Here is a 23,672-nt window from a genome sequence, read left to right on the forward strand (position 1 = left end):
ACCCGCCCGGTACTTGGTCTAGACCATCCCCGGCGTACGCCGGTACGCTGTCCGGCCATGGCAGAGATCATCGGAGTGATCGAGCAGCTCTGGCGCTACCCCGTGAAGTCCACCGGCGGCGAGCGGCTCGACTCCGTCGAGGTGGACGACCGCGGGCTCGCGGGCGACCGCCTCTACGCCGTGCGCGACGGCAACGGCAAGCTGGGCTCCGGCAAGAACACCCGCCGGTTCCGGCGGATGGACGGCCTGCTCCGGCTCTCCTCCCGGCTCGGCCGGCGGATCGACGGCCCCGAGCTGTTCGACCCGCTGGGCCGCCCGGTCGCCGACCCGACCGCGTTCCTGCGCGCCTACCTCCAGCGCGACGACGTCGAACTCGCCCGCGAGGACGCCGTTTCGCACTTCGACCAGCTCCCGGTCAGCGTGCTCACCACCGCCACCCTGGACTGGGTGGCGGAGGCCGCGCCGTCCGCCGTCGTGGACGTCCGCCGGTTCCGGCCCAACGTCCTGCTGCGCACGCCGCCCGGCACCCCGCCGTTCGTCGAGGACGAGTGGTTCGGCCGCGAGGGCCGGGCCGGTGCGCGCTCCGGCGCCCGGCTCGCCTTCGTCCGCTCCAGCGAGCGCTGCGCGATGACCACCGCCGCCCAGCCCGGGCTCCCGCACGCCCCCGAGATCCTCAAGGCCATCGCCCAGGCCCACGACACCCGCCTGGACGCGCTCGCCGAGGTCGCCGCCCCCGGCCGGCTCTCCGTGGGCGACACGCTCTCCCTGCACTGACGGGCGCATTGCACCGACGCGTCGTCAAGTCCCTTCGGCCTGCCTCGAATCACACCCCGGCCTCACCACTTGACTGATCCGCGCCTATCCTGTCTTACTGTCGTAGGACAGGAGAACAACTGGTGATCGAGTTCGTGCTCGACGGCCGCTCGCGGGTGGCCACGTACATGCAGCTGGTGCTGCAGGTGAAGCAGGCGCTGCGAGTCGGACTGGCGCAACCGGGGGACCGGCTGCCCAAGGTGCGCGACGTGGCCCAGTCCCTGGCGATCAACCCCAACACCGTGCTCAAGGCCTACCGGGAGCTGGAGTTGGAGGGGCTCGCCGAGGGCCGGCCCGGAGTGGGGACGTTCCTGGTCCGCACCCTGGCCGGGCCGTCGCTGTCCCACCAGGCAGAACTGCGCGAGGAGTTGGTGGCCTGGCTGCGCAAGGCGCAGGCCGCCGGACTCGCCCGCGAGGACATCACCGCGCTGATCGACACCACCACGCGGGCCACGTTCGACCGGCCGTCACCGAAGGACGGCTGACCCGCACGGCACCCGCCAGACCGCATCCTTGGGGGAACACATGACGGAAGTCGCTTTGCAGACTGAAGGGTTGGGCAAGCGCTATGGCCAGACCTGGGCACTCCAGGGCTGCTCGCTGCAGCTCCCCGCCGGGCGGATCGCCGCCCTGGTCGGCCCCAACGGCGCCGGCAAGTCCACCCTGCTCCACCTCGCCGTCGGCCTGCTGCAGCCCGACGCCGGGCAGGTCCGAGTCTTCGGGCAGGACCCGCGGGACAACGTCGAAGCCCTCGCCGACCTCGGGTTCGTCGCCCAGGACACCCCGCTCTACCCGGACTTCACCGCCACCGAGCTGATCACCATGGGCAGCCGGCTCAACCGCCGCTGGGACTCCGCGATCGCCCGCGACCGGCTCGACCGGATCGGCATCCCGCACGACAAGCCGGTCGGCAAGCTCTCCGGCGGGCAGCGCGCCCAGGTCGCGCTCGCCCTGGCCCTGGCCAAGAAGCCCCGGCTGCTGCTGCTCGACGAACCGGTCGCCGCCCTCGACCCGCTCGCCCGGCACGAGTTCATGCAGGCCCTGATGGGCGCGGTCGGCGAGTACGGCACCACCGTGCTGCTCTCCTCCCACCTGCTCGCCGACCTCGAACGGGTCTGCGACCACCTGATCGTCCTGCAGACCGCCCACGTGCAGCTCTCCGGCGCGGTCGACGACCTGCTCGCCTCGCACTGCCGCCTGGTCGGCCCGCGGATCCCCGACGGCGCCGCGGTGCCCGGCGTGGCGGCGGTGGTCCGGGCCAGCCACACCGAGCGGCAGTCCACCCTGCTGGTCCGCACCGACGGCCCGGTCGAGGCCGACCGGTGGGCCGTGCACGACGTCACCCTGGAGGACCTCGTCCTCGCCTACCTCGGCGCCGCCGACACCCGGACGACCGGCGCCGACCCGCGCCCGGAGGTGACCGCATGATCTGGCTGACCTGGCGTCAACACCGCAAGCAGGCCCTCTGGACGGCGATCGCGCTGGCCGTCCTGGCCGCCGCGCTGATCCCCACCGGCCTGGGGATGCGGTCCAGCCTCGAAGACTCCGGGCTCGGTGCCTGCCTGCGCAAGCTGGGCGACACCCAACTCGTCTCCGGCAGCGGCTGCGAGGCGCTCAGCCAGCGCTTCGACAACCAGTACGGCGCGATGCCCTTCCTGGCCATCCTCTTCGTCCTGCTGCCGGTCCTGGTGGGCCTCTTCTTCGGCTCCCCGCTGGTCGCCCGCGAGGTGGAGAACGGCACCCACCGGCTGGTCTGGACCCAGGGCATCAGCCGCCGCCGCTGGATCCTCACCAAGTTCGGCCTGATCGGCGGCGTCGCCCTCGTCCTGTCGGTGGTCTACGCGCTGGGCGTCGCCTGGTGGCTGACCCCGCTGACCGCCAACGGCCTGGGCCGGTTCGGCTACCTGCTCTTCGACGTCCAGGGCGTGGCCCCGATCGGCTACACCCTGTTCGCGGTGGCGCTCGGCATCCTGGTCGGCACCCTGAGCCGCAAGGTGCTGCCCGCCATGGGCATCTCGCTCGCCGCCTTCGTCGCCGTCCGGGTCCTGGTCGAGACGCTCGCCCGCCCGTACTTCCTGCCGACGAAGACGCTCAGCTACGCCATCGACAGCTCGCTGCTGGCCAGCCGCTTCAACGGCTCCTGGATCTACCAGGAAGGCGTCCGCAACGGCCTCGGGGAGCTCGTCCTCCCGGACGGCCGGGTCAGCTGCAACACCGACGGCCCCGTCGACTCCGCCGGGTGCGTGGCCCACTTCGCCCAGCAGGGGTTCGGACCCGCGCCCTACACCAACTGGCAGGAGTACCAGCCGGCCGACCGCTTCTGGACCTTCCAGGGCATCGAGACGGGACTCTTCCTCGCCCTCACCGCCCTGCTCCTCGTCCTGGCCGTCCGCCGGATCCGCCGCATCGCCTGAGCGGCCGGGCCCGGGCCGGATCGGACCGGACCGGATCCGGGCGCCCTCCGGCCGGTGCGGCGGAGAGCGCCCGCAGGCGTCAGGGGCGGGCCGGGAGCAGGCACACGGGGTGGCCGGCGGGGTCGGCGTAGACGCGCCAGCCGCCGGCGTCCCGCAGGAGCGCGCCCCCGAGCGCGAGGACGACCGCCTCGGCGGCGGCCGGGTCCTCGACGTCGACGTCCAGGTGGGCCTGCTGGGGGTGGGCCGGGTCCGGCCAGCGGGGCGGACGGTGGTCGGCGACCCGCTGGAAGCAGAGCACCGGCCCGCCGGGGGTGTGCAGGGTGGACCAGTCGCCACCCAGCGACCAGCGCGGATCCGGCCGGTCCACCTCGCCGCCGAGCAGCCCCGCGTAGAAGCGGGCCAGCGCGGCCGGGTCGGGACAGTCGAGGACGATGCACTGCAGACGGCCGATCACGGTCTCTCCTTCGCGGGTTCCTGCTGCGCCCATTGTCCCCGCAGGATCGTCCTGCCTGCTGGACAGCGGCCGACACAGGTCGGACCATGATCGGATGATCACAGGAGACGGATCGCTCCACGCCCCCGCCGTACGGCTGGAGCGGCTCTCGGCCGGACACGCGGACGCGCTGCTCGCGTTCGAGCGCGAGAACCGGGAGTTCTTCACCCGCTCGGTGCCCGACCGCGGGGACGCCTACTTCACCCCGGCCGGGTTCGCCGGGCGGCACGCCGCACTGCTGGCCGAACAGGCCTCCGGCGCCTGCCACTTCCACGTCGTCCTGGATGCCGGGGGCGCACTGGTCGGACGGGTCAACCTGGTCGACGCGGCCGACGGCGGCGCCGAGCTCGGCTACCGGGTCGGCGAACGCGCGGGCGGCCGGGGCGTCGCCCGGGCGGCGGTCGAGGAGGTCTGCCGGCTCGCCGCCACCGCGTACGGACTCACCGCGCTCACCGCCGTGACCACCCTCGACAACGCACCCTCGCGGGCCCTGCTCGCCCGCACCGGGTTCACGGCGGTGGGCGAGCGGACCGTCGACGGCCGGCCGGGCACGGCGTACCGGCGCGCGCTCTGACCCGACGCGCCCGGTCCGGCCGCCGGGCCCGAACCCGTTTACCCGCCAGTAGTTCGGCGGCGCGGATTCGCGGGCAGAACAACGGATATGACGATCCCTCACCGCCTGATCGGCACCGGCGCCCACAAGGTCCTGGTGCTGCACGACTGGTTCGGCACCAGCGCCGGCTGGGGCGCGTTCCTGGACTACCTGGACGGCTCCTCCTTCACCTACGCCTTCCTCGACTACCGGGGCTACGGCGAGCGCAGGAACGTGACGGGTGCGTACACGCTCGCCGAGATCGCGGACGACGCGCTCGCGCTGGCCGACCAGCTCGACTGGGAGACCTTCTCGCTCGTCGGGCACTCCATGGGCGGCAAGGCCGTGCAGCAGGTACTGGCCCAGGCGCCCGGCCGGGTGCGGAAGCTGGTCGGCCTGGCGCCCGTCCCGGCCGGCCCGTACCCGATGGACGCGGCGGCCGAGAAACTGTTCTACGGTGCGGCGGACGACCGCGAGAAGCGGTACGCCATCGTGGACCTGGTGACCGGGCAGCGGGCCGGCCGGGTCTGGCTCGACCTCATGGTGAACCGCTCGCTCTCGCTGTCCACCCGCGAGGCGTTCGGCGGCTACGTGCGCGACTGGGCGACCGCCGACCTGGTGGACCGGATCGACGGGAATCCCGTGCCGGTCAAGGTGATCGTCGGCACCCACGACCTCGCGCTGACCGCCGAGGTGATGCGCGGCACCTTCCTCGCGCACTACCCCAACGCCGAGTTGGAGGAACTCCCCAACAGCGGCCACTACCCGATGCACGAGACGCCGGTCGCGCTGGCGGTCTCCCTGGAGTCGTTCCTCCGCGCATGATCCGGTGGCCCCCGGCCCCGCCCCTCGGCCCGTGCCCCGTGCCCCGGCTCCGGCTCCGGCTCCGGCTCCGGCTAGCCGATCTCGCGGATCCGCTCCAGCACCGCGGGCGGGGCCTTCGCCACCGAACCGGCGTCGAAGGGCGGCTGGGGGTCGTACTCGGCGTAGAGCTGGATCGCCTGGGCGGTGGTCTCGTCGGTGAGCAGCGCCGCGAGCAGGAGCGCCATGTCGATGCCGGAGGAGACCCCGGCCGCCGTGACGATCCGCTCCCGGCGGACCACCCGCTCCGGCGTGTACGTCGCGCCGTACGCGGCCAGTTCACCGGCGGCCGCCCAGTGGGTGGTCGCCGCCAGCCCCTTCAGCAGGCCGGCCGCCCCGAGCAGCAGGGCGCCGGTGCAGACGGAGGTGGTGAACCGGGTGGTCGCGTGCACCCGGCGGATCCAGTCGAGGAACCCGGCCTCGTCCAGCAGCGGGCGGGTGCCGTTCCCGCCCGGCACCAGGAGGACGTCGCACGACTCGACCTCCTGGTACCGGACGGGGACGTCGAGTCTCAACCCGCCCAGGGTGTCGGCCACCCGGCCGGTCCCGCCCGTCGAGACGAACCGCACGGTGGCGCCCGGGAGGTACCCGAGCACCTGGTAGGGGCCGATCGCGTCGAGCGGCTCGAAGTCGTCGAAGAGCGGGATCACGATGTCCATGTCCCGCAGACTAGAGCGGAGTTGGCCCTACGTCCGCCTCCTGGTCAGCGGATTCACGAGAACGAGTGGTCTGCACCACCGGCTTTCACCTGAGCGCATCCAGCTCCGCCCCGATGGCCGCCCGGATCGCGTCCTGTCCCGGGCCCAGTGCGTACCGGGCGTCGCGCCAGCGGTCCGCCGGGTAGAGCCACACGGGCATCCGGACGCGGTCCTCGGGCTCCCAGTCGAACCTCGGCCACACGTGCGCGTGCAGGATCGGGTCGGTGTTGCCCAGGATCTCCAGGTTGACGCGGCGGAACGCCGGATCGGCCGCCCGGCACGCCCGCTCCACGGCCTCGCCGAGCCGGTCGAGGTCCTCCAGGTAGGCGATCCGGCGCGCCTTCGGCAGATCGGTGAGCCGCTCGACACCCGGCTCGTCCGCGAGCAGGATCGCGTAGCCCGGCAGGAACTGCACGTCCCCGATCACCGCGAACCCGGCGTCCAGGCGCCGGATGACGGTCGGGTTCTCACCGCGCAGCGCGCTGCCGATGCGGTCGGACTTCCAGTCGGTGTTGTCGATCATGAGGCGATGCTAGGGCGTGTCGGCAAGGTCGCGTCGGCCCCGGAGGGACTCTGCCGACAGGCCTCAGGGGTTGCCCGTACCGCCGACCGGCGGGTGCTCGGCCGCGACCAGTGCGGCGGCCCGGCCGAGGTCTCCGCCGGCCCGGGTGAGGAGCTCCACCACGAGGTAGGTGGCGGCGAACGGCCCGAGGACCGGATCGCTGCGCCCCGGGGGCTCGTCGAAGGCGCCGAGGCCGAGGACCGGGCCCCAGGAGGCGCGCGGGGTGAACAGCGCGGCCGCCAGATCGGGCCGGAGCCCGTCGAGTGCGCGGAGCAGCTCCCAGGCGTCGGCGTGCAGCCGCTCCCGCTGCACCGGGTCGCAGGAGGCGACCGCGGAGGCGGCCCCGGCGTACCGGGGGATCCCGGGGTCGTACCTCCGCAGGGCCGGCAGCAGTTCGGGGAGTGCCATGATCTCCGCCGAGCCGAAGACCCGGGCGTGGACCCGCGCGGGGTCCGCCAGCAGCTCCAGCAGCAGCGGCAGCGCGCGCGGGTCGCGCCGCCGGGCCAGGCCGCGGATGCCCTCCTCACGGGCGTCCGGGTACTCGTCGCGGGTCCGCTCCCAGAAGGCGGCCCGGATCGCCGGGGTGTCGGCCTGGAACTCGCCCGCGAGCTGATGGGTCGCCCAGTCCCGGACGCCCGGGTCCGGACTGCGCGTGAGGCCGATCAGCGCGCGGACCCCCGGGCTGTCCGGGTGGTCGGCGACCACCAGCCGGGCCGCCCGGGCCGGATCGCCGCCCGCGCGCCGGAGCAGCGCCCCGACGTCGTACTGCGCGCTCCCGGGATCCGACCCGAGGGTGAGCGCGAGGCCGGGCTCGGGGCGGGAGGCGGACAGCGCGGCCTCGAAATCGGGCCGCAGCCCGTCCAGTGCGCACAGCAGCTCCCAGGCGTCGGCGTGCAGCCGCTCGCGCCGCACCGGGTCGCAGGCGGCCAGCGCCTCGGCGACGCCGGTGCCGTCCGGGTCGTAGTCCTCCAGCACCGGCAGCAGTTCGGGGGCGGCCAGGACCTGCGCCGCGTGGAAGGTGAGGACGTGCGCACCCTCCGGGTCCGCCAGCAGCTCCAGCAGCAGCGGTACGGCGCGCGGGTCGCGCCGCCGGGCCAGGCCGCGGATGCCCTCCTCACGGGCGTCCGGGTACTCGTCGCCGGTCCGCTCCCAGAGCGCGGCCCGGATCGCGGGGCCGTCGGCCTCGGACTGGAAGCCGAGCGCGAACGTGGCCCAGTTGCGCACCTCCGGGTCCGGATCGCGGGTCAGGGTGACGAGTGCGCGGACGCCCGGCCCGTCCGGGTCGCCGGTGGCGGCTCCCGGCAGGGCGACGGCCACCCGCTCCCGGACCCCGGCGTCCGCGTGTCCGGCCAGCGCGACCAGGACGGGCACGGCGCGCCGGTCGTCCGTCCGCCCCAGCGCGGCCGCCAGCGCCCGGAGGACCGGGACGTCGGCCTCCCCCTCCGCGAGCCCGACCAGCGCGGTCGCCGCCTCCGCCCGGACCTCCTCGTCCCGGTCGCTCGCGGCCCCCAGCAGGTCGCAGCCGACCGCCCGCTCGACCGCATCGGCCGACCCGAGCAGTCCGAGCCCGCCCGCCAGCGCCCCGGCACCGTCCCCGCCCGCCTGCCGCAGCAGGTCCTCGTACCCGCCCCGGTCACCCGACCCCTCGGCGGCCCTCGCCGCCACCACCACCCGCCCGACCAGCGCGGGCGCCGCCCCCGTGTCATCCATCCCCGCAGTCTCCCGCACACCCCCACCCCCGCCCACCGGTTTCCAGTAGCGGAAACCCCACCCACTTGCACCCCGCGGATCACGGCCGGGAGGATCGGAACAGGCATCAGATCCCGCGCTAGGGGGCGCCGTGCTTGTCCAGAAGCTCACCAGCTCGTGCGACGACGGGGACTGCCCGACGCTGTACGCGACCGACCGGGGAACCCTGCTGGTCCAGGGCGCGACCCCGCCGGATCACGGCCTTGCTCTGCCGTCACACGAGACAGTCGTGGAAATCCCCGTCGAACTGATCCGAAAGGCCGTCCGTGACAACCTCATCTAGGCCCCTGGGAGAGTGGTTCGGGGCATTCGAGCGGGAGGCCTTCCGGCTGGAAACCCTGGACGACTACAGCCGCTCCGGCGGAGTCGACGCCTACGAGGCGTTTCTCGCCGGGGAGCCCCAGCCGGAGTCCTACCGGTCGGCGGACTGGGTGACCACCGTGCGGAACGCCACCCGGGCCGGAAAGCGCATGTACCGGGTCCACGTCCTCTCCCGTCCGCTGACCCCGTACCTGCGGTTCGAGCTCGGCTGGGGATACCGGCGCAACGCGCTGGCCGGCGAGGAGTTCTTCATCCTCGACACCACGGAGCAGCCGAACCCGATCCCCGGGGCACCCGATTTCTGGCTGTTCGACGAGCACACCGTCGGTTCCATGAAGTACGACGACGCCGGGGGCTACCTCGGGTCCGAGTTCGTCGACGCCGACCGGGTCGCCGAATTCGTCACCTACCGCGATACGGCGATGGCACACGCCGAGCCGTTCCCCGATTGGTGGGCACTGCACGGCGAGTGAGGAGAACAGATCTGGGTTCGGCGCTGCGGGCACTGCGCAAGGCCTCCGGCAAGGAGGCCAAGACGGTTGCCCGCAGCGCACTCATGTCCCAGAGCAAGCTCAGCAAGATCGAGAACGGCCGCACGTCGGTCGGCGTCTCCGACGTCGACCGCATCCTGACGGCCATCGGCGTTTCCGATGAGGTCAAGGCCGAGTACCTGAACGCAGCCCGCACGGCTGCGACGGAGGCCGTGGCATGGCGACAGTTCCGCCGCCTCGGCTATCACAGGAAACAGCAGCAGATTCGGGCTCTGGAAACCTCCATGGCCACGCTCAAGTTGTTTCAGCCGTCACTGATTCCAGGCCTCCTGCAGACCCCGGAGTACCTGGACGGGCTGACGCAGTGGCTCGACCACCGCCACGGCCCGCACACCTTCCGCCGCCTGTTCCGCTCACCGGCCTACACCAGGCCCGACCACAGCCAGTAGCACCCCCGACCGGCTCGAAGGCCGCCCCCGGGGTCCGGGGGCGGCCTTCCACTCGTCGATGCGTCAGGCGGCGGCGAACTCACCCTCGGCGGCGGCGGTCACGAAGGACTGCCAGGCCGCCGGGGTGAAGCGCAGACGCGGGCCCTGCGGGTCCTTCGAGTCACGGACCGAACCAGGGAGCGCGTCGTCCACCTCGATGCAGTTGTTGTTGTCCAGGCCTCCGCTGTAACTACTCTTGCGCCACTGCTCGGTTCGCTGCATCCGCGTAGTCCTCCGCCGCCGATGCGATCAGGGCCAGGGACGCCTCCGGCGACAACGCGGCAGCCCTGACCAGATCGTAGGCCAGCGAGTACGTGGCGACCAGCGATGGTTCATCAACCAGGTTTCCCGTACCAGGACCCTCCACGTACGCCGTGGGCGGCGCGTCCTCAAAGGTCATCAGGCAGATGGAACCGTCCATCAGCGCGTGTGCACCCGCCACGAACGGCACCACCTGGATCAGGGCCTTCCGACTTCGGATCAGGTCGGCGAGGTGCTTCAGCTGCCGGACCATCACGGACGCGCCGCCGACCGGCCGCCGCAGCACGGCTTCGTCCAGGACCGCCCAGTACATCGGGGCGTTCTCCCGGTCGAGCAGTTCGGCGCGGGCCAGGCGGGCAGCGACCATCTCCTCGTTCTCGGCCGCCTTCCGCAGCGGCTGCGCCGACTCGAACAGCGCCCTCGCATAGTCGGGCGTCTGCAGTAGGCCCGGCACCAGCAGCGGGGAGAACTCGCTGATGGTCAGCGCCAGTCCCTGCAACTCCGCCGCATGCCGGAAGTAGTCGGCGTAGCGCGACGCCTTCCGGTACATCTCGTAGACGCGCAGGAAGTGGCCGCCGGTCTTGAGCACGTCGTCCAGACGCGCCGACATGTCCTCCTGCGGGTTCCGGATCGCGGCCTCCAGCTGGCCGACGTACGCGCCGGAGCAGAACAGCACCCGCCCCAGTGCGTCCTGGGAGAGTCCCGCCTCCTCGCGCAGCCGCTTGAGCTCCTTGCCCCAGAAGGCCCGGGGCGAGTGGGAGGGGTCGAGTTCCATAGCCATATGCCAAATCCCTTCAAGGAACCGGTGTTCGGGCTGTCCGACGGCCACACTAACTACCGGCGGCGAGGGTCGAGATACGAACAGTGATAGTGGGCTTGTCACATCAACACGTGACCCACGTCACGCCGGCCGACCCGATGAGTTTCCGCCCCGTGCCCGGTCCTATGGGCATGACGAACACGATGGCGGCCACGGCCACCCCCTCCGCGACCCGCGCCCTGCTGACCGCCGGGGCCGTCGCCGGCCCGCTCTTCCTCGCGGTCGGAGTCGCCGGCGGACTGACCCGGGAGGGGTTCGACTTCACCCGGAACGCGCTCAGCCAGCTGAGCCTCGGCGAGCTCGGCTGGATCCAGCAGACCGCGTTCCTCCTCACCGGCCTGCTGCTCATCGCCGGCGCCGTCGGACTGGCCCGCGCCCTGCCCGGCAGCGCCTGGGCTCCGCGCCTGGTCGGCCTGTTCGGCGCGACCTTCCTCCTCGACGGCCTCTTCGCGGCCGACCCCGGCGCCGGGTTCCCGGTGGGCGCGCCCGAGGGCCGGGTGACGGAGCTGAGCACGCACGGCGCGGTGCACCTGGCCGGCGGGGCGGTCGGCTTCCTCGCCCTGTGCGCCGCGTTCCTCGTCCTCGCCCGCCACCTGGACCGCCCGTGGGCCGTCGCCTCCCGCGTGGTGGCCGCCGCCGTGCTGGTCGGCTTCGCCGCCTCGGGGGCCACCGTGCTGGCCTTCACCCTGGGCGCCGCGCTCGGGCTCGGCTGGCTGACCGCTGTCGCGCTCAAGCTCGATGCGTGAAGATCACAAGCGTCAAGACCCTCGGACCTCAGGAGAATCCCCATGGCCCTCCCCGGCAACGGACCCGCCAGCTACTTCCCGGCCATCGAGAAGAAGCACGGCCACCCGATCGCCCACTGGCAGGAGCTGATCCGCTCCTCCCCGCTCACCAAGCACATGGAGCTGGTGGCGTGGCTCAAGACCGAGTACGGCATCGGCCACGGCCACGCCAACGCCCTCGTCAAGCACACGCTCGACGAGCTCAAGGGCTGACGAGTCCCGGCCCCGGAGGGCGCGGCCCGGCTCAGACGCCGAGGCCGCGCACCACCAGGTCGACCAGCGCGAAGAAGAACAGCGAGATCCCGACGAACCCGTTGGTCTGGAAGAACGCCCGGTTCAGCCGCGACAGGTCGTGCGGCTTCACGATGGTGTGCTCGTAGACGAAGGCGCCCGCCACGACCAGCAGCCCGACCCAGAACGCGGGTCCGGCGTCCGTCAGCACCGCGTACCAGCCGAGCAGCAGCGTGGTGACCACGTGGCAGCCGCGCGCGCCCCGGATGGCCGCCGGGACGCCGAACCGGGCCGGCACCGACCGCACGCCGCCCGCCCGGTCGGACTCGACGTCCTGGCAGGCGTAGATGAGGTCGAAGCCGCCGATCCAGATGCCGACCGCCGCGCCGAGCACCACCGCGTCCCAGGACCACGAGCCGGTGACGGCCAGCCAGGCGCCCACCGGGCCCATCGCCTGGGCGAGGCCGAGGATGGCCTGCGGGAAGTCGGTGAACCGCTTGCCGTACGGGTAGACCACCATCGGCACCACGGCGACCGGCGCGAGCGCCAGGCAGAGCGGGTTCAGCAGGGCCGCGGCGCCGAGGAAGAGGACCAGCGCGACCGCCGATCCCACGTACGCGGTCCTCAGCGAGACGGCGCCGGTGACCAGCTCGCGCCCGGCGGTGCGCGGGTTCCGAGCGTCGATCTCCCGGTCGATGATCCGGTTGGCCGCCATGGCGAAGGTCCGCAGCCCGACCATGCAGACGGTGACGATGAACAGCTGGCCCCAGTGCACCCGCTCGTCAGCCAGGAACATGGCCGTCAGCGCCGCGATGTAGGCGAAGGGCAGGGCGAAGACCGAGTGCTCGATCATCACCAGCCGCAGGAAGCTCCTGATCCTCCCGGGCGGGACCTCGGGAAGGACTGCCGCCGTGCTCACAGGCCGTACTCCTTCCAGCGGCGGTCGACCAGGGCGGCGGTCTCCGGGTCGGAGGAGACCATCTCGGGCCAGCCGCCGTCCCGGGTGTAGCCCTCCTCGGGCAGCTTGCGGGTCGCGTCGATGCCCGCCTTGCCGCCCCAGAACTGCTGGTAGGAGGCGTGGTCGAGGTGGTCCACCGGGCCCTCGACGACGGTGAGGTCCCGGCTGTAGTCGACGTTGCCGAAGGCCCGCCAGGCGACTTCCCGGTAGTCGTGCACGTCGCAGTCGGAGTCCACCACGATGATCAGCTTGGTCAGCGACATCATGTGGGCGCCCCAGATGGCGTGCATCGTCTTCTGGGCGTGCTTCGGGTACTTCTTGTCGATCGAGACGATCACGCAGTTGTGGAAGCCGCCGGCCTCGGGCAGGTCGTAGTCGACGATGTCCGGGATGATGATCTTCAGCAGCGGGAGGAAGAACCGCTCGGTGAACTTGCCCAGCGGGCCGTCCTCCGTCGGCGGACGGCCGACCACGATGGACTGCAGGACCGGACGGCGGCGCATCGTCACGCAGTCGATCCTCAGCGCCGGGAACGGCTCCTGCGGCGTGTAGAAGCCGGTGTGGTCGCCGAACGGGCCCTCGGGCAGCATCTCGCCGGGCTCCAGCCAGCCCTCCAGGACCACCTCGGCGTCGGCCGGGACCTGCAGCGGGACGGTCTTGCAGTCGACCATCTTCACCCGCTCCCCGGCGACGAAGCCGGCGAACAGGTACTCGTCGATGTCGCCCGGCAGCGGCGCGGTCGCCGCGTAGGTGACGACCGGCGGACAGCCGAAGGCGATCGCGACCGGCAGCTTCTCGCCGCGCTTGGCGGCCACCGCGGCGTGGTTGCGGCTGTCCTTGTGGATCTGCCAGTGCATGCCGATGGTCCGCCGGTCGTGCCGCTGGAGGCGGTACAGGCCGAGGTTGCGGATGCCGGTGTCCGGGTCCTTCGTGTGGGTGAGGCCCAGGTTGAAGAAGGAGCCGCCGTCCTGCGGCCAGGTGAAGAGCGCGGGCAGGTCGTCCAGGTTGACGTCCTCGCCGGTCAGCACGACCTCGTGCACCGGCGCGTCGCCGGACTTCACGTGCCGCGGCGGCACGTGGGCCATCGAGGCGAGCTTGCCGAAGGCGTCCCGGAACCCGGTGAAGCCCTGCGGCAGCTCCGGCTTGAGCAGCCCGGCGATCTTCTCGGAGATCTCCTCCGGGCCCTTGAGGCCGAGGGCCTTGGCCAGCCGGCGCTCCGTGCCGAAGACGTTCATCGCCAGCGGCATCGTGGAGCCCTTGACGTTCTCGAAGAGCAGCGCGGGGCCCTTGGCCTTCTGCACCCGGTCGACGATCTCGCCGACCTCGAGATAGGGGTCGACCTCCGCCTTGATGCGCTTGAGGTCGCCTTCGCGGTCGAGGGCCCGCAGGAACGAGCGGAGATCGTCGTATGCCATGCCTGTCAGTATCCGCCACCCGATAGCCTGACCCGTGTCAAGGGCCCCCTTGAAGCGCCCCGCCGCTCCAGGAGGCGCCCGCCAGCCACCGCCGTCGCCGGGGGAGATCGCCGCCGTGCTGAGGATCCTGACCTTCGTACTCCCGCTCGCCCTGTGGGTGTGGGCCTTCATCGACTGCCTGACCACGCCCGAGGACGAGGTGAAGCACCTGCCCAAGGTGGTCTGGGTGATCATCGTGCTGCTGTTCCCGCTGGTGGGTTCGATCGCCTGGCTGGTGGCCGGCAAGCAGCGCGGCGGCCCGCACGCCGCAGCCGGTGCGGGCCGCCGCGCGGCCGGCGAAGGGCACCCCGGGTACGACCGCCCGCGCGGAGGCCGGCCGCTCGCACCGGACGACGACCCCGAGTTCCTCGCCTCGTTGAAGAAGGACGACAACCGGCACGAGGACATGCTCAAGCAGTGGGAGGCGGATTTGCGCCGCCGCGAGGAGGAGCTGCGGGGCAGGGAGGACCCGGAGGACGGCCGGAAGGGCTGACCCCGGATAACTCGGACAGCCCACCCGGTATCCACCGGGTGGGCTGCGGAGTTTTTGGTGCATCCCTACGACTGCCCGGCCGCCAGCAGCCGTCCGGCACAGCCTTCACGGCTGCACCGAGCGACCCTGGACCAGGTCTTTAGTCAGACCGGCTAACGTTCCCCATGACAGCCCTGACCTGCACGTTTCCTCATGCTCAGATCATCCGGTGGCCACCTGGGCGACAGCTCGGGGTAATCGAACAGCTACCGGCCGCAGGGGCCGAAACCCTTCGGCTTCTGTGCAGCCCTGACATCTAAACGGACGCGACCTTGTACGGAATCGACGCCGAAACCAGCACGCGGCCCCTCGTACAGTCATAAGTGAAGAAGTGATTCGCAGCCGGGGGCATCGCAGACGTTGGCTGTCGGACAGTTCCCTCACCTTTGGAGTGGTTCGAGATGACGGTTGTGCATGAGGCACCGGTCGGAGACGACATCCCGGAGAGCCCGGCGGACGCGCGGGGGCGGGTCGCCGAGCTGCACGAGCTCCGCGAGCAGGTCCGCCGCGGCCCCAGCGAGAAGGCCACCGAGGCGCAGCACGCCAAGGGCAAGCTGACCGCCCGCGAGCGCATCGACCTGCTGCTGGACGAGGGCTCGTTCCACGAGGTGGAGCCGCTGCGCCGGCACCGCGCCACCGGCTTCGGCCTGGAGGCCAAGAAGCCGCACACCGACGGCGTGATCGTCGGCTGGGGCACCGTGCACGGCCGGACGGTCTTCACCTACGCGCACGACTTCCGGATCTTCGGCGGCGCCCTCGGCGAGGCCCACGCCCAGAAGATCCACAAGATCATGGACATGGCCATCGCGGCCGGTGCCCCGCTGGTCTCGCTCAACGACGGCGCCGGCGCCCGCATCCAGGAGGGTGTCACCGCGCTGGCCGGCTACGGCGGCATCTTCCAGCGCAACACCAAGGCCTCCGGCGTCATCCCGCAGATCTCCGTGATGCTCGGCCCCTGTGCCGGCGGCGCGGCCTACTCCCCGGCCCTGACCGACTTCATCTTCATGGTCCGCGAGACCTCGCAGATGTTCATCACCGGCCCGGACGTGGTGCAGGCCGTCACCGGCGAGAAGATCACCCAGAACGGGCTCGGCGGCGCCGACGTCCACTCCGGCGTCTCCGGTGTCGCGCACTTCGCGTACGACGACGAGCAGTCCTGCATCGAGGAGGTCCGCTTCCTCCTGTCGCTGATGCCCCAGAACAACCGCGAGATGCCGCCGGCGGTCGCCAACGACGACCCGGTGGAGCGCCGCAACGACTCGCTGCTCGACCTGGTGCCGGCCGACGGCAACCGGCCGTACGACATGCGCAAGGTGATCGAGGAGATCGTCGACCACGGCGAGTACCTGGAGGTCCACGAGCGCTGGGCCACCAACGTGCTCTGCGTGCTGGCCCGGATCGACGGCCACGTCACCGGCATCATCGCCAACCAGCCGCAGTCGCTGGCCGGCGTCCTCGACATCAACGCCAGCGAGAAGTCCGCGCGCTTCGTCCAGATGTGCGACGCCTTCAACATCCCGCTGGTCACCATGCTCGACGTCCCCGGCTTCCTGCCCGGCGTCGACCAGGAGCACGACGGCATCATCAGGCACGGCGCCAAGCTGCTCTACGCCTACTGCAACGCCACCGTGCCGCGCATCCAGCTGATCCTGCGCAAGGCGTACGGCGGCGCGTACATCGTGATGGACTCGCGCTCGATCGGCGCCGACCTGTCCTTCGCGTGGCCGACCAACGAGATCGCCGTGATGGGCGCGGAGGGCGCGGCCAACGTGATCTTCCGCCGTGACATCAACGGCGCCGACGACCCGGACGCCATGCGCGCGCAGAAGATCAAGGAATACAAGAGCGAGCTGATGCACCCGTACTACGCGGCCGAGCGCGGCCTCGTGGACGACGTCATCGACCCGGCCGAGACCCGCCAGGTCCTGGCCTCCTCGCTGGCCATGCTGCGCACCAAGCACGCGGACCTGCCGAGCCGCAAGCACGGCAACCCCCCGATGTAGCAGCGCGGTTCGGCCGCGGTCCAGACCGCGGCCACCGTGCCGACGACCACTCACACACTTCCGCCGGGAGAAGACCGGACCATGACCGCTTCCGCCGAACCACTCGTCCGCATCGTCCGCGGCTCGCTCACCGACGAGGAGCTCGCCGCCCTGACCGCCGTGCTGCTGGCGCGCGCCGCAGCCGCCCAGCAGGCGGCGGCCGCCGCCTCGCCGGTCGAGCCGATCGCCAACTGGCAGCGCCTGGAGCGCCGCCCGGCGTACTACTCGCCGGTCAGCTGGCAGTGGGCGGCCTGACGCCCGCACGCCGGTCGCACCGGACCGCACGACCGACGGCCGGTCACCCTCGGGTGGCCGGCCGTCGGCGTTCCCAGCGCCCGTCGGCGTTCCCAGCGCCCGTCGGGGCACGTGTACCGGCGCACGGACCGGCGTGCGACGCCGATCGCGCGCCGGAGCCGAGACCCGGGCGCTCGATAGGATCCCTACCGGACGGTACGCGGCCCGCCGCCCCTCCGGCCCCATAGGATCCAGCCGCTGCCGACGACCAGAACTATCCGAGGAGGCTGCGATGGCCAGGCAGGCCCGGGCGCTGGCGACCCGCCAGGCGGTACTGCTCGCCGCCGCCGCGGTGTTCGACGAGCGCGGCTACGCGGCCGCCACCATGGCGGACATCCTGGAACGGGCCCACGTCACCAAGGGCGCGCTCTACTTCCACTTCCACTCCAAGGAAGAGCTGGCGCTGGCCGTGATCGAGGGCCAGGGCGCCTGGCTCGCCACCTGGCAGCCGGCCTCCGAAAGCCCGGTGCAGACCCTGATCGACCTCGGCTACGCCTTCGCCCACGCCCTGCTGGACGACCCGGTGCTGCGCGGCGCGATCCGGCTGACCATCGAGCACGGCACCTTCACCCAGCCGCAGATCGCCGCCTACCAGGGCTGGACGGACGCGGCCCGCGAACTGCTGGAACACGCCAGGGACACCGGGGAGCTGCGCCCGGGCGTGGAACCGGCGGCCGCCGCCGGCGTGATCACCGGCGCGGTGACCGGCATCCAGCTCAGCTCGCAGGTGCTCACCGACCGCCGGGACCTGCTCCGGCGGATGGCCGACCTCTGGACGCTGCTGCTGCCCGGGCTGGTCCCGCCGCACACCCTGGCCCGGCTCGTGCAGACCGACCGGCTGCCGACCGCCGCCGCGCCCGCCCCCGACACCTCGCCCACCACAGCCACCACGGCCACTGACGGCACGGCCGCGGGCTCCGGCCCGGCCGACACCGGGCGTGCGGACCCGCCGGGCACCGGACCGCGGACCGGCTGACCGCCGGCCCGGAGCCGGCCGTCGCCGTCAGGTCCGGTACTGCGCCTGGCGCTCAGCCGGGACGAGGGCCGGCAGCGCGGCCGCCCAGAGCCCCCGGACCGCCTCCTCGGCCAGCCGGCCGGTGGACTCGGCGGCGAACAGCACCAGCCCGGCCGCCAGGGTGGTGAGCAGTTCGGCGGCCTGGCCCCGGTCCAGCCCGGGGCGCAGCTCGCCCGCGTCCCCGGCCCGGTCGAGCAGCGTGCGGAACACGGCGGTCAGACTGCGCCAGGCGTCCGCCGAGGGTTCCGGGGGCGAACCCGCCGGCGCCATCACCAGCCCACCGGTGCACGAGGACGGCCGGCCTCCGAGGCCGAGCAGCACACCGGCCCGGACCACCACGTCCTCGCGCAGCAGCCGGCCGAGTTCGTGGGTGAGGCCGATGAGTTCCTGGACGGCCGGCCCGGCGCCGCGCAGGGCGCGCAGCACGGCCATGCCGATCGTGTCGGCGGCCTCGGCCCGGACTCCGTCGGCCAGCGCCTGCTTGGAGACGAAGTGGAAGTAGAGCGCGCCCTTGCTGACACCCGCCCGGCGGCTGATGTCGACCAGACTGGCCGACTCGAAGCCCGCGTCCGCGAAGGTGTCCGCCGCGGCGAGCAGCACGGCCTGCCTGGTTCGCCCCGCCCGTTCCTGCTTAGCCACTCGGCCCCTCCGGCCCCGGCCGCGGCGAGCTCCGGCTCGCCCGGTTGCTGTCCCGGCGCCGCCGTCGGTGGTGGGACGGCGCCACGCATACGGCCCGGCCCGCCCGAAACCGCATGGTTGGTATCTAATCTAGCCCCTGGACGGTCCCCGCCGTCCAGGGGGGACCGACCCCCGCCCAAGGTCCGGACTCTCCCGACCGGACGTTCCCGCAGACCAGCGCCCCGGTACCGTGAGCACGTCAGCCGCCCGGCAGTGGTGACCCCGCACGCCGAGCAGAAACCGGGTGGCCTGTATGTTTTGCCAAGGCCGACCGTACGGCCGGTCGACCGACACCCGGGAGTGGGGCCCGCCATGCCAGCGATCGTAGAACCGGACGGCGACACTCCGTATCCCCATCCCGCCCCCGGCCTCCCCGGCAGCGCCCGCTACGACTTCCACGAGCGCACGGTCTCCCGCCACCTGGTGCACCGCTCCTCGGTCGCCGAGGTCCTGATCACCGGCTGGCAGGCCACCGGCCCGTACGACTTCCTGCTCGGCGCCCAGTGGCCCCGGCTGCACGGCTTCTACCGGCTCCCCGGCGACCGCCACCACGACCCCGTCCTGATGGCCGAGACGATCCGCCAGGCCGCCCTGCTGGTCGGCCACGTCGGCTTCGGCGTCCCGCACGACCACCACTACGCGCTCGACGAACTCAGCTACGCGCTCGGCCCGGCGGGACTCGACGGCCTCGCGGTCACCGCCGCCCCCGCCTCGCTGATGCTGCGGGTCGGCTGCCAGGACGTCCGGATGCGGCACGGCCGGCTGGGCGCCCTGCGGGTGCACGTCGAGATCGAACGGGACGGCCGTCCGGTCGGCCGCGGCTCCGGCGAGCTGCGGGTGCTCTCCCCCGCCTCGTACGCCCGGCTGCGCGGCCCCGGCCGCCCGGCCTCCCCGCCCAGGCCCCCGGAGTCCTCCACCGCGCCCGAACTGGTCGGCCGCCAGCAGGCCGCCGACGTCGTGCTCGGCCCCTCGCTGCTGCCCGGCAGCTGGCTGCTGCGCGCGGACGCCGACCACCCGGTGCTGTTCGACCGGATGGACCCGACCCCCGACCACGTCCCCGGCATGCTCGTCCTGGAGGCCGCCCGCCAGGCCGCCCAACGGCTCTGCCACCCCGCGCGGGTGGTGCCGGTCGAGCTGGTCACGTCGTTCCACGACCACATCGCGCTGGACCGACCCTGCCTGGTCCGCGCCGTCCGCGAGCCCGTCCCGGAACCAGGGCACCGGGCCGCGGACGGGGCCGGGCCCGGAGCAGGGACCGGAGCCGGGCCGAGGTCCGCCCTGGGGGCCGCGCAGGAGACCGCACAGGGGGCCGGAGGCGAGAGCGGATCCGGGGGCCGGGCCACGGCCCCGAACGGCGAACGGCGGGTCCCCGTCCGGGTCCTGCTGGTGCAGGACGGCCGGACGGTGGCCGAGTGCCGGCTGCTCACCGGGCGGGCCGACGGCGGCCCGCCCGCCGTCGGTGCGGCCCCGGACAGCCGCGACGCCGTCGACGCGCGCCCCGGGGGCGCCGACCGCGGCCGGGGCCTGCCCCTCGCCAGCTGATCCGGCGCCCGCACCGGCGCCGGACCCGGGGCTCCCCCGCGCCCCGGACTCCCCCCGTACCGAGGCTCCCCCGCGCCTCGGGCCCCCCTCTACCGTCCTGGGGTCAGGCCGCGACCAGGGCGGACGGACGGCCCGCGTGCATCACGCTGAGGTTGGCCGCCAGCCGGACCGGGTCCTGGGCCAGCCAGAGCCGCAGCGCGGCGCCCAGCATGGCGCTGGCCGAACCGATCCGCACCTCCGTCACCTGGGCGATCCGGGCCGCGCCCGGCACCAGCAGGTCGGCCAGCGGCGTCGGCAGCCAGACGGTCAGTGCGCACGGCGCGGGCGCCGCGAGGGCGCCGAGCAGCCGGTAGGCGTCGGCCGGCGAGCTGAGCGTGGGGATGACGTCCAGCAGGCCGTCGGCCACCACCTCGGACACGTCGCTCCGGTGCCCCTGGGCGAGCCGACGGAGCAGCGTGCGCTCGGCGGCGGTGATTCGGACGGTCAGCATGACCTCGTCGCACTCCATTGCGCGATTTCCTCCTCGGTTCCTCCCCGTGCCGGACCGGGTGGGCCGGCACGAACTACCCCTGTCGCACCTCGGCCCGGCTTCCTGGAACGGAGCGCCGGGCCGGTGGTTGGTGCAGCCCCGGTCAGAGCCCCGCGTACGAGTGCTTGCCGGTGACGAAGATGTTCACGCCGTAGTAGTTGAACAGCCAGCAGGCGAAGGCGGCGAGCGCCAGGTACGCGGCCTTGCGGCCCTTCCAGCCGGCGGTGGCGCGGGCGTGCAGGTAGCACGCGTAGGCGACCCAGGTGATGAACGACCAGGTCTCCTTCGGGTCCCACTCCCAGTACTTGCCCCACGCGGCCTCGGCCCAGATCGCGCCCGCGATGATGGTGAAGGTCCAGAGCGGGAAGACCAGGGCGTTGATCCGGTAGGACAGCTTGTCCAGGGTCGACGCGGCGGGCAGCCGGCGCCAGATCGACGGCGAGGTGCCGAGCGGGCCCTTGGTCAGGCCGGCCGCCATCCGCTTGTCGAAGGAGTCCTTGCCCACGTACAGCAGGGTCGCGATGAATCCCGCGTAGAAGGCGCCGCCGCAGATGATCGCGGTGGAGACGTGGATCGCCAGCCAGTACGAGTGGAGCGCCGGGACGAGCTGCTCGGACTCGGTGTACAGCACCTCGGTGGCGATGCCGAGCGTCAGCACGACGGCCAGGGTGACCGGCAGGCCGAGCCAGCGGACCGGCTTCTTCGCGACCAGCAGGCCGACGAAGGCCGCCGTCATGGCGAGCGCGAAGGCGCAGGAGAACTCGTACATGTTGCCCCACGGCCAGCGGGACACCGAGAGGCCGCGGGTGAGGACGCCGCCCGTGTGCAGCAGCAGGCCGAGGACGGTGAGCGAGACCGCGATCCGGCCGGCCAGGTCGGCCTTCTCGCTGGTGCCGGCCGCGCCCGGGCCGTCGACCTCGTCGTCGCCGCGGCCGCTGGTCACCACCGTCGCGCCCTCGCCGGCCAGGGCGGTGCGGGTGAGCGTGGTGGTGCCGCCGCGCGCGGAGGCCACGGTGACGGTCACCTTCTTGGTGCCCTTGGCCTTGGCGTCGGCGTCGGCGACGGTCTCCGCCAGGCCCGCCTGCTCGATGGAGCGGACGGCGACGGCCCCCTTCGCGCCGAACGTCCACTCGAACATGTAGGCGAACATGGCGATCAGGTAGACGGCCATGGCCGAATAGATCAGCTTGTTGGACAGGTCGGCCAGCTGTGGGTCGACCGACGAGGCGAGGTGCACCGTCTACTCCTTGGAGTTCTGGTCGGCAGGGACTGCGGGGTCGGAAGGTGCGGATGGTGCGGAGGCTCCGTCGGTGTCGCCACCGGCCTCGCCGGTCTCGGCGGCCTCGCCGGTCTCGTCGGCTTCGGCGGCCTCGTCGGTCTTGCCCGCCTCAGCGGCCTCAGCGGCCTCAGCGGCCTCGGTGGCCTCGCCGGTCTCGTCGTCGAGCGCCGGAGCGTCGTCCTGGAGGTCGACCGCCAGCTCGGCCAGCTCCTCGGCGATCCTCGCCGACTCGCTGCGGCCCAGCCCGGCCAGCTCGACCAGCGTGCCGCCGCCCGGCAGGGCCACCGCCCGCACCCAGATCCGGCGCCGCTGCACGAACAGCGAGCCGATCAGGCCGAGGATCGCCAGCACGCCGCCGGCCAGGGCGATCCCGTTGCCCGGACGGTGCGAGACGTTGAAGCTGGCCCACTGCTTGTAGCCCTCGAAGGTGACGCTGCCGTAGCCGTCCGGGAGCGTCCAGCCCTGGCCCGGCTTCAGCCGGACCTTGGCGGGCTCGCCGTCCTGCTGGAGCTGGGTCAGCTTCTTCGTGTTGAGCTGGTAGATGTTCTGCGGCAGGCCGGAGTCGGTGCCGAGGTCGCCCGCGTAGGCGTTGAGCACCAGCACCGGGTCCGCGGCGCCCGGGAACAGCGAGCGCGGGCCGGCGCTCGGGTCGAAGGCCACCGGGGCGGTCGGCAGGAAGAAGCCGGAGAAGCCCATCTGGGTCTTCGCGCCGTCCTTCTCCCCGTAGTCGGAGACCTTGACGACGCCGGTGGACGTCAGGTTGCCGTCCTGCGGCAGGAACGGGGTCGCGCCGGTGTAGACGACGTCGCCCGCGGCGTTCCGCACGGTGATCACCGGGGCGTAGCCGTGCCCGATCAGGTAGAACTTGCTGCCGCCGACCTCCAGCGGGTGGTTGACCTCGATCGTGCCCCGCTTGAGCTTCCCGGCGTCGCTGCCCGCGTAGTACTCGACGTGCGCGGTGAACTCCCGGGCGCTGCCGATCTGGTCGCCCTTGCTCTGGAACTTCGAGGTGAAGTCGTTCATCTTCACGTAGAACGGGTCGAGGTCGTCGGTGCCGTAGAACCGGGTGCCCGTGAAGTCGTCCAGCTGCGTGATGGTGTTGGAGTAGCCCTCGCCCTCGACCAGCAGCTTGCCGCCGGTGCCGCTGGCCAGGCTCGCCCAGGCGAAGCCGCCCAGCAGCGCGAACAGCGACAGGTGGAAGACCAGGTTGCCGACCTCGCGCAGGTAGCCCTTCTCGGCCGCCACCGCGCCGCCGCCGAGGTGCGCGCGGAACCGGCGGGCGCGCAGCAGCCGGTGCGCGGCGGCGTTGACCGCCGCGGCGTCCGCGTCCGTCCGCCAGGCCGCGTACACCGGCATCCGGGTCAGGTTGCGCGGCGCGGCCGGCGGCTGCGCCCGCAGCACGCCGACGAACTGCCAGGTGCGCGGGACGATGCAGCCGGCCAGCGAGACGAACAGCAGGATGTAGATCGCCGAGAACCAGACCGAGCTGTAGACGTCGAACAGCTGGAGCTTCTCGTAGATCGGGGAGGCCGTGGTGTGCTGCGCCTTCCAGGTCTCGACCTTGAACTGGTTCTGGCCGTTCTGCGGGATCAGCGAGCCCGGGATGGCCGCCAGCGACAGCAGGAAGAGCAGGATCAGCGCGACCCGCATCGAGGTCAGCTGCCGCCACATCCAGCGCAGCCAGCCGACCACGCCGATGCCGGTGGGGCCGTCCGACTCGACCGGGGCGGTGGTCATCCGCTCGGCGGCGTCCTCGGCCGCGGCCTCCGT

At 72.6% G+C, this 23,672-nt stretch carries 27 protein-coding genes and 1 pseudogene; 16 read left to right on the forward strand and 12 right to left on the reverse strand.

The features are described from left to right. Nucleotides 1-57 precede the first annotated feature (57 nt). From OG550_RS15955 to OG550_RS15970, 4 genes are all read left to right on the forward strand, one after another. Nucleotides 58-774: an MOSC domain-containing protein gene (locus OG550_RS15955; protein WP_327678064.1), complete on the forward strand. Its 717-nt coding sequence runs from the start codon at nucleotides 58-60 to the stop codon at nucleotides 772-774. Between the two features lie 122 nt (nucleotides 775-896). Beyond that, complete coding sequence (locus OG550_RS15960; RefSeq protein ID WP_327678066.1) at nucleotides 897-1,298, forward strand: GntR family transcriptional regulator; 402 nt, start codon at nucleotides 897-899, stop codon at nucleotides 1,296-1,298. A 70-nt stretch (nucleotides 1,299-1,368) separates the two neighbouring features. Further along, nucleotides 1,369-2,241, forward strand: coding sequence for an ABC transporter ATP-binding protein (locus tag OG550_RS15965; protein ID WP_327678068.1), 873 nt, complete (start codon nucleotides 1,369-1,371; stop codon nucleotides 2,239-2,241). Then, a complete protein-coding gene (locus OG550_RS15970) occupies nucleotides 2,238-3,227 on the forward strand; it encodes an ABC transporter permease (protein ID WP_327678070.1) in 990 nt (329 codons plus the stop codon). The genes OG550_RS15965 and OG550_RS15970 overlap by 4 nt, the downstream gene beginning before the upstream one ends. Before the next feature lie 79 nt (nucleotides 3,228-3,306). Here OG550_RS15970 and OG550_RS15975 read toward each other — a convergent pair whose 3' ends face one another. After that, on the reverse strand, nucleotides 3,307-3,681 hold the full coding sequence (locus tag OG550_RS15975) for a VOC family protein (RefSeq protein WP_327678072.1): 375 nt from the start codon (nucleotides 3,679-3,681) through the stop codon (nucleotides 3,307-3,309). 94 nt (nucleotides 3,682-3,775) lie between these two features. Here OG550_RS15975 and OG550_RS15980 point away from each other — a divergent pair, with 94 nt between their 5' ends. Both OG550_RS15980 and OG550_RS15985 read left to right on the forward strand, forming a co-directional pair. Continuing rightward, entirely contained in the window at nucleotides 3,776-4,294 is a 519-nt protein-coding gene (locus tag OG550_RS15980; RefSeq protein ID WP_327678074.1) for a GNAT family N-acetyltransferase, read from the forward strand. Between the two features lie 87 nt (nucleotides 4,295-4,381). Next, complete coding sequence (locus tag OG550_RS15985) at nucleotides 4,382-5,137, forward strand: alpha/beta fold hydrolase (protein WP_327678076.1); 756 nt, start codon at nucleotides 4,382-4,384, stop codon at nucleotides 5,135-5,137. 71 nt (nucleotides 5,138-5,208) lie between these two features. Here OG550_RS15985 and OG550_RS15990 read toward each other — a convergent pair whose 3' ends face one another. From OG550_RS15990 to OG550_RS16000, 3 genes are all read right to left on the reverse strand, one after another. After that, complete coding sequence (locus tag OG550_RS15990; RefSeq protein ID WP_327678078.1) at nucleotides 5,209-5,832, reverse strand: DJ-1/PfpI family protein; 624 nt, start codon at nucleotides 5,830-5,832, stop codon at nucleotides 5,209-5,211. Between the two features lie 85 nt (nucleotides 5,833-5,917). Next, nucleotides 5,918-6,394, reverse strand: a complete 477-nt coding sequence (locus tag OG550_RS15995) for an HIT family protein (RefSeq protein WP_327678080.1) — start codon at nucleotides 6,392-6,394, stop codon at nucleotides 5,918-5,920. A gap of 63 nt (nucleotides 6,395-6,457) precedes the next feature. Beyond that, a complete protein-coding gene (locus tag OG550_RS16000) occupies nucleotides 6,458-8,143 on the reverse strand; it encodes a HEAT repeat domain-containing protein (RefSeq protein WP_327678081.1) in 1,686 nt (561 codons plus the stop codon). Between the two features lie 130 nt (nucleotides 8,144-8,273). Between OG550_RS16000 and OG550_RS16005 the strand changes: the two genes are divergently transcribed. From OG550_RS16005 to OG550_RS16015, 3 genes and pseudogenes are all read left to right on the forward strand, one after another. Further along, nucleotides 8,274-8,465: a hypothetical protein gene (locus OG550_RS16005; protein ID WP_327678083.1), complete on the forward strand. Its 192-nt coding sequence runs from the start codon at nucleotides 8,274-8,276 to the stop codon at nucleotides 8,463-8,465. Continuing rightward, on the forward strand, nucleotides 8,449-8,976 hold the full coding sequence (locus OG550_RS16010) for a DUF6879 family protein (protein ID WP_327678086.1): 528 nt from the start codon (nucleotides 8,449-8,451) through the stop codon (nucleotides 8,974-8,976). The genes OG550_RS16005 and OG550_RS16010 overlap by 17 nt, the downstream gene beginning before the upstream one ends. Further along, a pseudogene (locus OG550_RS16015) lies at nucleotides 8,973-9,359 on the forward strand (Scr1 family TA system antitoxin-like transcriptional regulator); the annotation flags it as partial. The gene OG550_RS16010 and the pseudogene OG550_RS16015, both read left to right, overlap by 4 nt. A 147-nt stretch (nucleotides 9,360-9,506) precedes the next feature. On the opposite strand, the gene OG550_RS16020 reads toward OG550_RS16015, so the two are convergent. Together OG550_RS16020 and OG550_RS16025 are read right to left on the reverse strand one after the other, a co-directional pair. Beyond that, the gene (locus OG550_RS16020) at nucleotides 9,507-9,635 is read right to left on the reverse strand and encodes a DUF397 domain-containing protein (RefSeq protein ID WP_327678088.1); all 129 of its coding nucleotides are present in this window, start codon (nucleotides 9,633-9,635) and stop codon (nucleotides 9,507-9,509) included. Between the two features lie 37 nt (nucleotides 9,636-9,672). After that, entirely contained in the window at nucleotides 9,673-10,524 is an 852-nt protein-coding gene (locus OG550_RS16025; RefSeq protein ID WP_327678089.1) for a helix-turn-helix domain-containing protein, read from the reverse strand. Between the two features lie 170 nt (nucleotides 10,525-10,694). Between OG550_RS16025 and OG550_RS16030 the strand changes: the two genes are divergently transcribed. Then, nucleotides 10,695-11,309, forward strand: coding sequence for a DUF998 domain-containing protein (locus OG550_RS16030; protein WP_327678091.1), 615 nt, complete (start codon nucleotides 10,695-10,697; stop codon nucleotides 11,307-11,309). Between the two features lie 42 nt (nucleotides 11,310-11,351). After that, nucleotides 11,352-11,561, forward strand: coding sequence for a DUF4287 domain-containing protein (locus OG550_RS16035; protein ID WP_327678093.1), 210 nt, complete (start codon nucleotides 11,352-11,354; stop codon nucleotides 11,559-11,561). A 31-nt stretch (nucleotides 11,562-11,592) separates the two neighbouring features. Here the strand turns inward: OG550_RS16035 and mqnP are convergent, their stop codons facing one another. Together mqnP and OG550_RS16045 are read right to left on the reverse strand one after the other, a co-directional pair. Next, nucleotides 11,593-12,498, reverse strand: a complete 906-nt coding sequence (gene mqnP, locus OG550_RS16040) for a menaquinone biosynthesis prenyltransferase MqnP (RefSeq protein ID WP_327678095.1) — start codon at nucleotides 12,496-12,498, stop codon at nucleotides 11,593-11,595. Further along, nucleotides 12,495-13,952 (reverse strand): menaquinone biosynthesis decarboxylase, encoded by a 1,458-nt coding sequence (locus OG550_RS16045; protein ID WP_327678097.1) that lies wholly within the window; start codon nucleotides 13,950-13,952, stop codon nucleotides 12,495-12,497. Before OG550_RS16045 ends, mqnP begins: the two co-directional genes overlap by 4 nt. Before the next feature lie 115 nt (nucleotides 13,953-14,067). On the opposite strand from OG550_RS16045, the gene OG550_RS16050 reads away from it, so the two are divergent. The 4 genes from OG550_RS16050 (at nucleotide 14,068) to OG550_RS16065 (ending at nucleotide 17,835) form a co-directional block, all read left to right on the forward strand. Then, nucleotides 14,068-14,484 carry a PLD nuclease N-terminal domain-containing protein gene (locus tag OG550_RS16050; protein WP_327678099.1) on the forward strand — a complete coding sequence of 139 codons (417 nt, stop codon included), beginning with the start codon at nucleotides 14,068-14,070 and terminating at the stop codon, nucleotides 14,482-14,484. Between the two features lie 440 nt (nucleotides 14,485-14,924). Further along, complete coding sequence (locus OG550_RS16055; protein WP_327678101.1) at nucleotides 14,925-16,526, forward strand: acyl-CoA carboxylase subunit beta; 1,602 nt, start codon at nucleotides 14,925-14,927, stop codon at nucleotides 16,524-16,526. Nucleotides 16,527-16,607: 81 nt separating this feature from the next. Further along, the gene (locus OG550_RS16060) at nucleotides 16,608-16,820 is read left to right on the forward strand and encodes an acyl-CoA carboxylase epsilon subunit (protein ID WP_327678103.1); all 213 of its coding nucleotides are present in this window, start codon (nucleotides 16,608-16,610) and stop codon (nucleotides 16,818-16,820) included. A gap of 271 nt (nucleotides 16,821-17,091) precedes the next feature. Then, on the forward strand, nucleotides 17,092-17,835 hold the full coding sequence (locus OG550_RS16065; protein WP_327678104.1) for a ScbR family autoregulator-binding transcription factor: 744 nt from the start codon (nucleotides 17,092-17,094) through the stop codon (nucleotides 17,833-17,835). A gap of 27 nt (nucleotides 17,836-17,862) precedes the next feature. Here the strand turns inward: OG550_RS16065 and OG550_RS16070 are convergent, their stop codons facing one another. After that, complete coding sequence (locus tag OG550_RS16070; RefSeq protein WP_327678106.1) at nucleotides 17,863-18,513, reverse strand: ScbR family autoregulator-binding transcription factor; 651 nt, start codon at nucleotides 18,511-18,513, stop codon at nucleotides 17,863-17,865. Nucleotides 18,514-18,864: 351 nt separating this feature from the next. Between OG550_RS16070 and OG550_RS16075 the strand changes: the two genes are divergently transcribed. Next, the gene (locus OG550_RS16075) at nucleotides 18,865-20,094 is read left to right on the forward strand and encodes a ScbA/BarX family gamma-butyrolactone biosynthesis protein (RefSeq protein WP_327678108.1); all 1,230 of its coding nucleotides are present in this window, start codon (nucleotides 18,865-18,867) and stop codon (nucleotides 20,092-20,094) included. A gap of 103 nt (nucleotides 20,095-20,197) precedes the next feature. On the opposite strand, the gene OG550_RS16080 is transcribed toward OG550_RS16075, so the two are convergent. From OG550_RS16080 to resB, 3 genes are all read right to left on the reverse strand, one after another. Beyond that, complete coding sequence (locus OG550_RS16080) at nucleotides 20,198-20,584, reverse strand: hypothetical protein (protein ID WP_327678110.1); 387 nt, start codon at nucleotides 20,582-20,584, stop codon at nucleotides 20,198-20,200. A gap of 142 nt (nucleotides 20,585-20,726) precedes the next feature. After that, nucleotides 20,727-21,860, reverse strand: a complete 1,134-nt coding sequence (gene ccsB / locus OG550_RS16085) for a c-type cytochrome biogenesis protein CcsB (protein ID WP_327678112.1) — start codon at nucleotides 21,858-21,860, stop codon at nucleotides 20,727-20,729. A gap of 3 nt (nucleotides 21,861-21,863) precedes the next feature. Further along, complete coding sequence (gene resB / locus OG550_RS16090; RefSeq protein ID WP_442906153.1) at nucleotides 21,864-23,639, reverse strand: cytochrome c biogenesis protein ResB; 1,776 nt, start codon at nucleotides 23,637-23,639, stop codon at nucleotides 21,864-21,866. Nucleotides 23,640-23,672 lie beyond the last annotated feature (33 nt).

Origin of the sequence: Kitasatospora sp. NBC_00458, from assembly GCF_036013975.1 — a bacterium.
Taxonomy (GTDB): domain Bacteria; phylum Actinomycetota; class Actinomycetes; order Streptomycetales; family Streptomycetaceae; genus Kitasatospora.

Bases quoted from the DNA above. Each gene is read 5' to 3' on its own strand.
- OG550_RS16045 (WP_327678097.1), bottom strand. From the start codon at position 13,952: ATGGCATACGACGATCTCCGCTCGTTCCTGCGGGCCCTCGACCGCGAA.
- OG550_RS16075 (WP_327678108.1), top strand. From the start codon at position 18,865: ATGCCAGCGATCGTAGAACCGGACGGCGACACTCCGTATCCCCATCCC.
- OG550_RS16055 (WP_327678101.1), top strand. From the start codon at position 14,925: ATGACGGTTGTGCATGAGGCACCGGTCGGAGACGACATCCCGGAGAGC.
- OG550_RS16080 (WP_327678110.1), bottom strand. From the start codon at position 20,584: ATGCTGACCGTCCGAATCACCGCCGCCGAGCGCACGCTGCTCCGTCGG.
- resB (WP_442906153.1), bottom strand. From the start codon at position 23,639: ATGACCACCGCCCCGGTCGAGTCGGACGGCCCCACCGGCATCGGCGTG.
- OG550_RS16035 (WP_327678093.1), top strand. From the start codon at position 11,352: ATGGCCCTCCCCGGCAACGGACCCGCCAGCTACTTCCCGGCCATCGAG.
- OG550_RS15995 (WP_327678080.1), bottom strand. From the start codon at position 6,394: ATGATCGACAACACCGACTGGAAGTCCGACCGCATCGGCAGCGCGCTG.
- OG550_RS15970 (WP_327678070.1), top strand. From the start codon at position 2,238: ATGATCTGGCTGACCTGGCGTCAACACCGCAAGCAGGCCCTCTGGACG.
- OG550_RS16025 (WP_327678089.1), bottom strand. From the start codon at position 10,524: ATGGCTATGGAACTCGACCCCTCCCACTCGCCCCGGGCCTTCTGGGGC.
- OG550_RS16065 (WP_327678104.1), top strand. From the start codon at position 17,092: ATGGCCAGGCAGGCCCGGGCGCTGGCGACCCGCCAGGCGGTACTGCTC.
- OG550_RS16000 (WP_327678081.1), bottom strand. From the start codon at position 8,143: ATGGATGACACGGGGGCGGCGCCCGCGCTGGTCGGGCGGGTGGTGGTG.
- OG550_RS16030 (WP_327678091.1), top strand. From the start codon at position 10,695: ATGACGAACACGATGGCGGCCACGGCCACCCCCTCCGCGACCCGCGCC.
- OG550_RS15990 (WP_327678078.1), bottom strand. From the start codon at position 5,832: ATGGACATCGTGATCCCGCTCTTCGACGACTTCGAGCCGCTCGACGCG.
- OG550_RS15985 (WP_327678076.1), top strand. From the start codon at position 4,382: ATGACGATCCCTCACCGCCTGATCGGCACCGGCGCCCACAAGGTCCTG.
- OG550_RS15980 (WP_327678074.1), top strand. From the start codon at position 3,776: ATGATCACAGGAGACGGATCGCTCCACGCCCCCGCCGTACGGCTGGAG.
- OG550_RS15955 (WP_327678064.1), top strand. From the start codon at position 58: ATGGCAGAGATCATCGGAGTGATCGAGCAGCTCTGGCGCTACCCCGTG.
- OG550_RS16060 (WP_327678103.1), top strand. From the start codon at position 16,608: ATGACCGCTTCCGCCGAACCACTCGTCCGCATCGTCCGCGGCTCGCTC.